The sequence below is a fragment of the Psychrobacter sp. NC44 genome, from assembly GCF_904846655.1.
GTDB lineage: Bacteria > Pseudomonadota > Gammaproteobacteria > Pseudomonadales > Moraxellaceae > Psychrobacter.
This window is the reverse complement of record NZ_CAJHBN010000020.1, coordinates 1-12366: the sequence shown is the minus strand read 5'-3', so window position 1 is coordinate 12366 and position 12366 is coordinate 1. Positions and strand designations below refer to the sequence as shown.

Genomic DNA, 12366 nt, shown 5'->3' with positions numbered 1-12366 from the left:
TCCGAGAAATGTCAGCATCCTATTTCATTAAAATTCCAATGGTTATTTCTAGAAATACAATGATGCTAGATGACAAAAAACCACTAAGAAAAAAAATTTTATTGATTATACTTTATCTTAAATTAGATCAGGTTTTTATAAATAAGGTTTCTCATGACTATAGCGACAAGCCATACTCCAGAAAGCAAAAAAATAAATGGCGAGCATATTCTTATCAACATGATATATATCGCCAAAAATGTCGACCTAGATTCAGGAATCGAGCTAACTCGCGCACTTGAGTATTGGCGAAGGTATTTTGAAGAAAACAATATAGCTTCAGCTTTAGTCATTAGTGAAGGTTATTTCGTTCAAAGTTTTCAAGGAACAAGGCCCGCTATCAATATTGCCTTAGAAAAAATACTTGACGAGCATTCAACCATTTTTCCCAATATTGTTAATATAGAGGAAATAGAGTCGCGTCAATGGAATGGGTTTTTAGTGAAACATCTAACATCAAGCGCTGAAGACGAAGAATATGCCCTAAAAAGCTTCTCAGCAGGTTCTGACTATAATCCCTATCTAATGACAAGTGCTCAGATTAAAAGCTTTTTGACAGCAGTTTTTAAAGATACCAAATCCAGCAATTTTTAGATAAGTTCTCTATTATAACTAGCGTAAAAAAGCCGTCTATACAGTGTGTAGGCGGCTTTTTAGTTGTTTTCAATATCTTATATTTATAGATCGTAAAGGTTGAGCGTTGTAATTCTACATATGTTGTGTATTATCATCTGAGGCGTTCGCTATTTGAATAACTTAAACGGATTATACATATGAAAAAATTGTCTTTATTGCTAGTAACGCTTTTAGGTTCATCAATCGTATTAAATAGTTGTGCGACTATCGGTCTTACAGATTATGCCAAAAACGATAATACAACGGAGCACACAAAAAACGTTTTATCTGAGAGCGTCATTGCAGTGGGATATCCTAATAAACCTATACAAGGATACGAAGATGCTATGATTCTAGCTGGTAAAAATTATAGTTTTTTGGTAGAGCCTGTAGTCTCTGCTAATACACAATCTGATCTGTTTAAAAGAATTTTCGCTCAAGTGGATTTAGGCTCGTTATACATCGACACTCAATCTTCATATACCAATCGTAATATTCAACAAAAAACTCAAGCTGGTTCCAATGAGCTTATTCTAGATGTAGAAAATGATGAATCAAATCAAATTAAAAACGTACCTACAACTGTTGGCTTGCTATATGCTAAGCCGATTAGTGCCCTAAAGATTAGCGAGCAATCAAAGTTAGAAAGTTTTGGATTTGAATGTAAGACAGCCATTGTTACTGAGCAACAAAATTTAATTTGTCAGCGTGCAGTAAACGTTGAGCTGACGGTAGCTTCTGCAGTACAAAACATTAATGACGTCAATTATAAGCTCAAGCAGCCCTTAAATATCCAGTTGAATTATAAGTGGGAGACAGGCAGTAACGCTAATAAGTTTAGCGCGGTTCTACTACCAGTTGCCATGGCAGTAGATATCGTCACTCTACCTATTCAAGCTTTAGGTGTTGGTCTTACATATGCAGCTTTCGCAGCAGCATATGGTCAATGCGGTGGTAGTCGTAGCTGTATATAGCGTGTCGGCTTTCGAAAGTTAAAGCGTGCCTTCCATGCACCTTTCGGGTTTTATTTATGTAATGGAAACCTGAAGTTCAGCCTACGCCAGGCCGTCAACTCTATATGATAAAGGCATCATTTATATTTACTAATGCAATTTAACCAACGACGCTACCCATTTCAAAAATAGGTAGATAAAGAGCAATAATGGTCAAAGGAATAAGAAGAATAGCCAAAGCTAAGAGAAAATATTGAGTGGTAGCTTGCCATCTTTTTGACGGTTCCAACAAATAAACCAAGGGTATTGGGATCAAGGCTAACCCTAACCAGTATTTATGAGTACTTAACACGACCTTAGTGAAGACTGGTATATCAACACCAAAACTTTTATACAATTCTCCAAAAGTTGGAGTCACCAAAATTACTACTATTGCGCAGAATAAAAATAAAAATGATGTTGCTATCGCTAAAATTTTCATAAAATCACTAATAATTAAAGTCGTAGGTCGCGCCTAGTGTGCGATTTTTAGCGTTACTAATCTCATTAATGCGTGGAACGCACCCTACGTCAATCACTGTTGTTTCTTAATTACTTTGACAAAGTCGCTCATATAAACGCTTATCTACTGCATCAGTAAACTCAAGAGGGCGAGTAGAACGATCATCTGCCCCCAGCTCAAACATGTCAAATATATCTACAAAAGACCCTAAAGGCTCTGTCTTTGCAAACAGCCTTTGAGAGTGCGTAGTGATAGTTTGTTCTCTACAGTCAATAATATATGAAGCAGTTATGTAAGGCTCATAAAGCGCAATGGGGTAATCAGAGAAATGACTTTGAGGCCAAGTACTTGTCTTCATAGGTATTTCATGTTGCGAATCGCCTAAATGCTCAGTCTGATGCGGATTGATATAGATTTCAACAGGGTCAGTTGGATCATTTTCATTTATCAATTGCCATTCAGCGAAGCTTGGTTGTGAGAGCAGCAATATAAGCAATAGTGAAGTTGATTTTTTCATTACTTACCAACCTCAACACTAGTCACGTTCTGAAAGCCCCTTGGCAACTGACCACCACGATTGCCGCGCACACCCGTATAGTTAGCCAAATCATTTGGTTTTAGCGTCACATGACGTTTGCCAGCAGTAATGATTAGGCTGTCTTGCTGACTGAGTGGCGTGATTGTAAGCACTTCTTCGCCTTCTTTTAACTTGATAAGTTTATTGCCTTTACCGCGTGCCTGTTCAGGCAAATCATCGAGGGCAAATATCAGTAAATATCCAGCATTGGTCACGACGGCGATATGGTCAGGTGCTACACGTGTATTGCTATTCTCACCGTCAGCATTAGCGGTCGTTTCTACTGGCGCATCGATACGCGCAACAGGGAGCAAGCGACTATCAGCCGCTAAGTTAATGATGTTCTTACCTGCTTTTTGATTACTATCGAGATTACCGATGGTGTTGATAAAGCCATAACCTGCGGAGCTAGCGAGGATGATGCGCTGGTTGTCAGCACCGGTTAATAGCTGCTCAAAGCTAGCACCTGCTGGTGGTTTTAACACACTGGTCAGAGGATCGCCTTGACCACGAGCCGATGCGAGATTGTGCGCGTCAATACTATAGCTGCGTCCAGTGCTATCGAGCACGTAGATTTTCTCATTGGATTTGCCACGGACGTGCGCTTGATAGCTGTCACCTGAACGATAACTCATGCCAGCGGCATCGACGTCATGACCTTTGGCAGCACGAATCCAACCTGCCTTTGATAGGATGGCAGTGATTGGTTCGCTCGGTACAAGGTCAGATTCTTTTAATGCTTGCGCTTCTTCGCGCTCTGCTAGTGGTGATACGCGCTCATTGCCATGTTCTTTCATATCAGCTGTGAGTTCTTCAATCATCAGATTGGTCAGACTGTCTGGATTGTCCAAATACTCTTGAATGATCGCGCGTTCGGCAGCCAGCTCATCTTGCTCGCGGCGCAGCTCAATTTCCTCTAACTTTGCTAGCTGACGCAGACGAATATCCAAAATAGCATTGGCTTGAATCTCAGTGAGGTCGTAATCTTGCATTAACGATAATTTTGGATCGTCCTCTTCACGAATGATGCGAATGACTTCATCAATATTGAGATAAGCAATCAACAAGCCCGCCAAGATATGTAAGCGTTTATCGATTTTATCGAGGCGATATTGTAAGCGACGGGTGACCACTGAACGGCGACAGATTAGCCATTCATCAAGGATTTCTTTTAGATTTTTGACCTGTGGTTTACCATTTAGGCCAATCATATTCATATTGACGCGATAATTGCTTTCTAGATCCGTACTGGCAAACAGATGGCTCATGACGCGAGCGACATCGACCCGGGTTGATTTGAGCTCAAGCACGATACGGCAGGCATTTTCGTGATCTGACTCATCATGGATATCGGTAATCCAAGGCAGCTTTTTGTCCGTCATTAACTTGGCGATTTGCTCTTGAATCTTGTTGCCTGAGACTTGGTAAGGCAGCGCGTCAATGATGACGAGATTTTTCTCTTTAGGGTCAACATGGAAGGTTGCACGCATTTTATAGCTACCGCGTCCAGTCTCATACATCGCTTGCAAATCTTTTTTGCTGGTGATGATTTCAGCTGGAGTTGGCAAATCAGGCGCTGGTATTGATTGCGTGAGCTGCTTAACGGACAACTCTGGATTTTTAAGCAAGCGAATCGCTGCACGCACCACCTCATTAAGATTATGCGGTGGAATATCGGTTGCCATACCGACCGCGATACCTGTTGTGCCGTTTAATAGTATGTTAGGTAGGCGGGCAGGTAGGGTAGTTGGCTCTTGCATCGTGCCATCAAAGTTATCCTGCCAATCGACTGTACCTTGTCCGAGTTCTGCCAGCAACGTATTGGCATAAGCCGACATTTTGGCTTCGGTATAACGCATGGCGGCAAAGGATTTGGGATCATCAGGACTACCCCAGTTACCTTGACCCGTAATGAGCGGATAGCGATAGCTGAACGGCTGCGCCATGAGCACCATGGCCTCATAACAAGCACTATCGCCATGCGGATGGTATTTACCTAAGACGTCACCGACGGTACGCGCAGACTTTTTAGCTTTGGCAGTAGATTTTAGCCCCAGCTCACTCATGGCGTAAACAATGCGGCGCTGGACAGGCTTTAGGCCATCGGCGATATTTGGCAGCGCCCGATCCATGATGACGTACATCGCATAGTTGAGATAGGCCTGCTCAGTGAACTCTGCGACTGAGCGAGTATCCATCGGTTCATTGGGAATAATAGGGTCAATCGTATGATCAATAACATCGGACATAAAATAGGGTTCACTTATCAGTTTTAATAGGTATAAATAATCGGTGCAAGCGTACAAATAGGATAGCGCTATCGTAAAGGATATTGGCAAAATTAAAAAGGCATAAGTCAGAATAGACGACAGGTCGTGACGTGCTAAATAACGATAAAGAGAGTACACAGCGTAACTTTGTGACCTTAGCAGAGCTTGCTACTGCCCTTGATAGTAAAGGTAAAAAATAGTTAACGATAAAACACTATAAAGAGTATTAATGAATAAATGTTCGCTAATAAATCGCTGAAAAATTATCGCTTATTGTTATTAAGGTTTTGATAACTATGACATTATTGACCGTCAAGACAGTTTGCGAACTCAAGTAGCAATCTTTTATATTGAGTAGTCTGTATAAAGTGTGTATGTTAATGAACAGAGGGCTATTTACCGCTATATTGTTTGCTCATCACCATATGATTGCCTCACAGCCAAGCTTGCTATTACGATGACAAGCCTGCGCTCTGAGTTTTTATATTTTTATCACACTGTGATTCGTATGGGTTGACGGTAGCGTACTATTACTAGGAGAGAAAAGATTATGGAAAATCACAGTAACCTAATTCGTCGTAACGATAAAGTATGGGTCAAAACTTACGAAAAGCTTGGTATTCAATACGACATTGATATGCCAGCCGCTAATACTTCTTTAATCGATATATTTGAGCAGAATTTTACGAAGCACGCTGGCAAGACAGCGTTTGTCTGTATGGATGCAAAACTCTCCTACGAAGATTTAGATCGTTATAGCAAACAAATTGCTGCCTACTTGCAATCACTTGGGTTAAAAAAAGGCGATAAAGTCGGCGTCATGATGCCAAATATTTTGCAGCTACCGGTTGCCGTATTGGGTGTGCTGCGTGCTGGCATGACCTTGGTTAACGTTAACCCGCTTTACACCTCAAAAGAGCTTGAGCATCAACTAACAGACTCTGATACCAAAGCATTATTTATTTTAGAAAACTTCGCCAAAACGTATGAAGACATTGGTAAGGACTTGGTTGACCATGTCATCGTGACGTCAATGGGTGATTTGATGAGTCCATTGAAAGGCTTTATCGTTAATATGGTCGTGCGTCACGTGAAGAAGCTTGTACCTGACTATAACCTTAAAACCAGCACCAACTTTAAAACAGCACTGAATCGCTTCTCAGCCAAAAATTACAAACGTCCAGATAATATCTGCCTTGATGACATTGCCGTTTTGCAATATACCGGTGGTACGACCGGTGTTGCTAAAGGTGCAATGCTCACGCATGGTAATTTAGTCGCCAACCTGATTCAATGTGATACCTATCTTGGCGATGCTTTTGATAAGTTTGAAGGTATGGATGAGCAGCCAGTTATCATGACCGCCTTGCCGCTATATCATATCTTCTCGTTTACCGTTTGCGGTATGTTTGGCTTATATCGCGGCTGTATCGGGCTACTGGTACCAAACCCACGTGACGGCGCAAGCTTAATCAAAGCTTACAAAGATTATCCACCAGCGTTTTTCCCAGCGGTCAATACGCTGTTTAATGCTTTAGCAAATAGCGATCCATTTAAAGCCTTAGATCATAGCAAACTTGAGATGTCGATGGGCGGTGGCATGGCAGTATTAAAAGACACCGCTGACAAATGGCAAAAAATTACTGGTAATGTGATCGTACAAGGCTATGGTCTGTCAGAGACGTCTCCTGTGGCGTCAGCAAACCCAGAAGGTACGGGCGAATTCTCAGGCAATATTGGTCTGCCGATGCCAGCGACAGACATGGCTATCTTGGATGAAGAAGGCAATGAGGTCGCACTGGGTGAGCGTGGCGAGATTTGTGTTCGTGGTCCACAGGTTATGAAAGGCTACTGGAAACGTGATGATGCTACTGCTGAAGTCATGACGTCTGACGGTTATTTCCGTACGGGTGATATCGGCGTGATGGATGAAGAAGGCTACTTTAAAATCGTTGATCGTAAAAAGAATATGATTTTGGTATCAGGCTTTAACGTCTATCCAAACGAAGTCGAAGATGTGATGTCAGGTCATCCAAAGATTTTAGAGTGCGGTGTCATCGGTATCGAAGATGAAAAGAGCGGCGAAGTGCCAAAGATTTATGTCGTGCGTAGTGATGACAGTTTGACTAAAGAAGAAGTGCTTGCTTATAGCAAAGAGAATTTAACTGGTTATAAGCGTCCTCGTTATGTTGAGTTCATCGATGAGCTACCAAAGTCAAATGTCGGTAAGATTTTGCACAAAGATTTGCGCGTGCTGGAAGAACAGAACCACGGTTAATAAGCTAGCCTTCAGTGCCAGAGTATTTTTATGAGTGTCTGCTACTGTTTGTTAGGCACTCGTAAAGTCATCATGATAAGTCACCACGATACTAATGATAAAAACTAAAGCTACCAACTAACGCTACGAACTAAATCTGAAAGAAACTATCAGGATGCTAAGTTGTCGTGATAGTGGTGGTTGTGATACTGGGTGTCGTGATCCAAAAATGGTAAGGTTGCTGGTATGCTGCCTTATCATTTTTTGTATTTATTGCTTTTTTTGTCGCTATGACCCAGTCAGGTAGAGATAGAGAATTTTTAGCAAAACTGCTATAGTGCTTACCGACATATTTGTCTATTTATCGACGAGATGACGTTAGTTTTGCGCTATATCTCTGATAAAACTATCAGGGATAAAGGGGTTTTTAATTCGGTAGTGCTGAGTTATTATGCTATTTATCAAGGACTTAACGTTGCGCTTTGATTGACAAAGCTTGTGAATGACAAACCTTTTTTGTTACCACGTTTTTTATTCACAAGCTTCTGCTGTCATTGATCAATCACAAAAAATAATGGTGTTTTCATTAGATTATTCTACGTTTTTAACGGTAACATTTAGGGAAAATTATGACCGACAGTATCAATAAAGAGACCACAAACGATAACGCTGCAATGAACAATAAAGACAGCGTATTTCCTACTATGCCGACGATAGATAGTGACAGCCCATGGTTGAAAACTTATGAGCGTTATGGCATTGATGCGACTATCGATATGCCTGATGACAATACCTCTTTACTTGATGTGTTTGAGCGTAACTTTAGCCGTTATGGGAAAAAAACGGCTTATATTTGTATGGGTGCATCGATTAGCTTTAAGGAATTGGATTTATACAGTCGCCAAATTGCCAGTTACTTACAATCATTAGGATTGGTAACAGGTGATAAAGTTGGGGTGATGATGCCCAACCTCCTGCAATATCCAGTGGTTGCTTTGGGGATCATCCGTGCCGGTATGGTGTTGGTCAACGTCAACCCTTTATATACCAGCCGAGAGTTATCGCATCAGCTGCATGATAGTGGCACCAAAGCCCTATTCATTGTAGAGAACTTTGCGAACACCTATCAAGAGGCAGAAGACAAAGGTCAGGTTGAGCATGTCATCGTTTGTAAGATTGGCGATATGCTAGGAACAGTGAAAGGAGCCGTCGTTAACCTCGTTGCGCGCCATGTCAAAAAAATGATTCCGGCTTATAGTCTGCCAAACAGCGTGAGTTTTAAGCACGCTTTAAATGCAGTATCAGCCAGCAAATATAAACGCCCTGATTTGAATTTAAGCGACGTGGCATTATTGCAATATACTGGCGGTACGACAGGGGTTGCCAAAGGTGCAATGCTGTCGCACGGTAACTTAGTTGCCAACATGCTACAGATTAGTGCATTGATGGACAGTGCCTTTGATGATGATGTTGATGCTAGTGATGTCATCCTGACGGCACTGCCGCTATATCATGTATTCTCATTTATGGTCTGCGGCATGTATGGCATGTACCGAGGTTATGCAGGCTTGCTTATCCCAAACCCTCGTGATCTTGATGGTCTGATTAAAGAGATGGCCAAATACAAACCCGCCTTTATCCCTGCGGTGAATACTTTGTTCAACGGTCTAGTACACAAAGACGGCTTTGCAGACTTAGATTTCTCTAACCTAAAAGCGTCTATCGGTGGCGGTATGTCTGTCTTGCCAAGCGTGGCAAAAGAGTGGCATAAAATCACTGGTCTGCCTATCGTGGAAGGTTATGGTTTGTCAGAAACCTCACCAGTGGCTGCTTTTAACCCGATGACCATTGCTGAATTCACGGGTAAAATTGGTATTCCTGCCTCTAGCACCGATATAATACTAATCGATGATGATGAAAATGAAGTCGCATTGGGTGATCGCGGCGAGATTTGTGTCAAAGGCCCGCAGGTAATGATAGGTTATCAAAATCGTCCAGAAGAAACGGCTGAAACGTTTACTGCCAATGGCTTTCTGAAAACTGGCGATATCGGCATCATGGACGAAAAAGGCTTTATCAAAATCGTTGATCGCAAAAAAGACATGATTTTAGTCTCTGGTTTTAACGTTTATCCGAACGAAATTGAAGAAGCCATGAGCGAGCATCCAGCTGTGGTAGAATGCGGCGCTATCGGTATTCCAAACGATGACCGCGGTGAAGAGCCCAAGTTGTTTGTGGTCAAAAAAGGCGATGTGACCGAGCAAGAGTTGCTTGATTTTGGCAAAAAGCAACTGACTGGCTACAAGCGTCCGCGTCACATACAGTTCGTCGATGAATTACCAAAATCAAACGTGGGTAAAATCCTGCGTAAAGAATTGCGTAAGATGGAAGGGTTAGAATAAAGTTGGTGCTATTTCTTTGTTAAGCCAATGACTGGCTCAAGTAGCGGCGCAATAGCTCGAACGAATCTTGCTATTGCGCCGCTGCCACGTTAGGATATCTCAATATTTACGTCTGCTATGGCATCCAATTATTATTTATTTTAGCTTGTTAATAGTTTGCTAGATAAATGAAGGTTGGCCACGTAATGACAGACACCTCATTTTATGACACCGCCTTTAAAACATTGTACTAGGGATTTTTATGCGTATTGACAATCGTGAGCTTGACCAACTTCGCTCGATCAGCTTTGAGCGCCATTATACTAAGCATGCCGAAGGGTCAGTGTTAGTCAGCTTTGGTGATACCAAAGTATTGTGTACCGCTAGTGTTGAATCTGGCGTACCGCGTTGGCTTAAAGGTAAAGGCAAAGGCTGGATCACTGCTGAATATGGTATGTTGCCACGCGCGACGAATACTCGTAACCAACGTGAAGCGGCACGTGGTAAACAATCAGGTCGTACCCAAGAAATCCAGCGTTTGATTGGTCGTAGCTTACGAGCGATGATTGACTTGAGTAAGCTGGGTGAAAATACCATTTATCTTGATTGTGATGTTTTGCAAGCCGATGGCGGTACTCGTACTGCTAGTGTGACAGGGGCTGCTATTGCGCTTATCGATGCATTAGAGAGTATCCAAAAAAGCAAAAAACTCAAGGCAGATCCACTGATTGGTTTGGTCGCTGCGGTCTCTGTTGGTATGAAAGACGGCAAAGCGTATCTAGATTTAAACTACGAAGAAGATGCCAGCTGTGATACTGATTTGAATGTGGTTATGACCCAAAAAGGCGAATTTATTGAGCTACAAGGAACGGCGGAAGAAAAGCCATTTACCCGCGCTCAAGCCGATGATATGCTGATCCTTGCCGAAAAAGGCATCGCTGAGCTGATTGCCATGCAAAAAACAGCCTTGGGTTGGTAGTCCTATTGATGACTACTTGCTCATCGTATTTTCAGTAAACTTTTACTTTCTTATTACTCTGTAACAGGTAGTCATGCATGCTCAAGCTGACCGACGATGGTGCCAAAATCACGCTACAAGATCAGCCAAAAACGACTGATGATGGCATGTTTTGGTTTGGCTCAGCATTATTAATAGGAGCAGTGGCGGTTGCTTTGGCAATGAGTCTGCTGCCTGAGCGCTTGGCTATAGGGGCATTGGCGCTACTGATTATTGGTAGCTTTATCTTTAATCGAAAACGCCAACAACATAAAAAAGCCATGGCTGGCGTTATCAGTAGCGGCATCTTGTGGCTGCGTGCGGGTGAGCTGGTGCATGACAATCAAGGTAAGCGTCAGCATATTCAGTTAACCGACGGTGATAAAATCATGCTTATTGGTGAGCAATTACAGATTGTTGATTGTGATGATATACGCAAATACCATATTAGCGGCTTTGATAGTATCCAAGAGGCAACCGCTGCCAAAGCTATTTTGCAAGGTCAAGCATTGGGCAAGCGCCATGTGAATATCAAAATGAGTAACGATTAGCTTATTTCTTAGCCGATTATCTACTGGATTGGGCTATAAAAAACCTAAGTGGCTTTCTCTGAGCAGTATTTTATTTCAGCAATCTTCTATCTCAGATAATATTTTATCTGCTCAGTACTCTATCTACGCAGTATTTAATCTAAACACTGCTTATTCTATTTCCTTTTTATTTAGCGCCAGCTCTCCATCGTTTTTCTACGTGCTCTTCTTATCTAACCATTAGTCGGCATTTTTATACCTTTTATCGGCTATTTGAGCCGAATAATGCTTGCAGCTTCATGTCTAAATGGTTTATAAGTAAGATTAGAACATCCTATTATTATGGTTTATGTTGTCATTTATATTTTATTGACAAGGAGTTGGTCATGTCGCGTTTGCCTGTGTCATTATCTATATCGCCGTCGGTTACCGCGTCGTGCAGTCTTTTATTGTTTACCGTTGGCTTAGTAGGTCAGGCCCATGCCGATAGTATGAGTGCGCTGATCGCCCAAAAATCTGTGCAATCTGATTTTAGTGCTCGCTATACACCTTCATACTCAGCCGTGCCCTCTGCGAAAGTCAGCACGCGTTCTACCATTCAACGTGCAGGAACTTATCGCTCAAATTCTGCCAGTGCTCCACCAGTGATTCAGACATCCTATCGTTATCCTGAAGTAGCGCGTCAAGCACCAGCAGTGATGCCCGCTTTTTTATCGGGTAATTATGATAATGTCGATAGCGAGTATTTACCGTTACTGAGCAGTGCGGAGATGCAGAGTAGTTTGGCCGCACGTGAAGTAGTTAGTACAGCACGCAAGATGGCGCTGAATGAGCGCGCGATCATTCAAGGTGGCTGCTGGGACTATCTCAATGCCGTGTTTAAACGCGCCGGGGTGACACGCGATACCATTCATAAAGGTACTTATGGTCAAGGTCCGTATGCCAATAGTGGCGAGATTGAAGTTGGGGATTGGCTCTATTATATCAATCATGGCTATAATGGCGTCGAGCATAGTGGACTGTTTGTCGGCTGGGTTGATGAGCGTGCAAAGCAAGCACTGATCCTCAGCTATGCGGGCGAAAACCGCCGCGAACCTGCGCGTTACCGTGTTTATGATTTGAGTAATGTCTATCAAATCATGCGCCCTAGTGTTTAAGGTGTCATATTTAGGTGTAATGGACAAAATTCATGCTGGCGTAGGGTCTAACGCTATATACTGTCTATATTTGCAAGGAATCAACGCC

10 protein-coding genes are annotated in these 12366 nt (G+C 42.3%); 7 read left to right on the top strand and 3 right to left on the bottom strand.

What is annotated here, in order from left to right; translation table 11 throughout:
- Positions 1-153 precede the first annotated feature (153 nt).
- Together JMX95_RS12380 and JMX95_RS12375 are read left to right on the top strand one after the other, a co-directional pair.
- Complete coding sequence (locus JMX95_RS12380; protein WP_201560974.1) at positions 154-633, top strand: BLUF domain-containing protein; 480 nt, start codon at positions 154-156, stop codon at positions 631-633.
- 179 nt (positions 634-812) lie between these two features.
- Positions 813-1628 (top strand): hypothetical protein, encoded by an 816-nt coding sequence (locus JMX95_RS12375; protein ID WP_201560973.1) that lies wholly within the window; start codon positions 813-815, stop codon positions 1626-1628.
- Between the two features lie 139 nt (positions 1629-1767).
- Here the strand turns inward: JMX95_RS12375 and JMX95_RS12370 are convergent, their stop codons facing one another.
- From JMX95_RS12370 to parC, 3 genes are all read right to left on the bottom strand, one after another.
- Positions 1768-2088, bottom strand: coding sequence for a hypothetical protein (locus JMX95_RS12370; protein WP_201560972.1), 321 nt, complete (start codon positions 2086-2088; stop codon positions 1768-1770).
- Positions 2089-2194: 106 nt separating this feature from the next.
- Positions 2195-2626, bottom strand: coding sequence for a hypothetical protein (locus tag JMX95_RS12365; RefSeq protein ID WP_201560971.1), 432 nt, complete (start codon positions 2624-2626; stop codon positions 2195-2197).
- Positions 2626-4935 carry a DNA topoisomerase IV subunit A gene (parC, locus tag JMX95_RS12360; RefSeq protein WP_201560970.1) on the bottom strand — a complete coding sequence of 770 codons (2310 nt, stop codon included), beginning with the start codon at positions 4933-4935 and terminating at the stop codon, positions 2626-2628. Before parC ends, JMX95_RS12365 begins: the two co-directional genes overlap by 1 nt.
- Before the next feature lie 571 nt (positions 4936-5506).
- Here parC and JMX95_RS12355 point away from each other — a divergent pair.
- The 5 genes from JMX95_RS12355 (at position 5507) to JMX95_RS12335 (ending at position 12278) form a co-directional block, all read left to right on the top strand.
- Positions 5507-7234: an AMP-binding protein gene (locus JMX95_RS12355; protein ID WP_201560969.1), complete on the top strand. Its 1728-nt coding sequence runs from the start codon at positions 5507-5509 to the stop codon at positions 7232-7234.
- A 608-nt stretch (positions 7235-7842) separates the two neighbouring features.
- A complete protein-coding gene (locus JMX95_RS12350) occupies positions 7843-9615 on the top strand; it encodes an AMP-binding protein (protein WP_201560968.1) in 1773 nt (590 codons plus the stop codon).
- 241 nt (positions 9616-9856) lie between these two features.
- Positions 9857-10573 carry a ribonuclease PH gene (rph, locus tag JMX95_RS12345; RefSeq protein ID WP_045443953.1) on the top strand — a complete coding sequence of 239 codons (717 nt, stop codon included), beginning with the start codon at positions 9857-9859 and terminating at the stop codon, positions 10571-10573.
- Between the two features lie 77 nt (positions 10574-10650).
- The gene (locus JMX95_RS12340) at positions 10651-11142 is read left to right on the top strand and encodes a hypothetical protein (protein WP_201540150.1); all 492 of its coding nucleotides are present in this window, start codon (positions 10651-10653) and stop codon (positions 11140-11142) included.
- Between the two features lie 365 nt (positions 11143-11507).
- Positions 11508-12278 carry a hypothetical protein gene (locus JMX95_RS12335; RefSeq protein WP_201560967.1) on the top strand — a complete coding sequence of 257 codons (771 nt, stop codon included), beginning with the start codon at positions 11508-11510 and terminating at the stop codon, positions 12276-12278.
- The last annotated feature ends 88 nt before the right edge of the window (positions 12279-12366 follow it).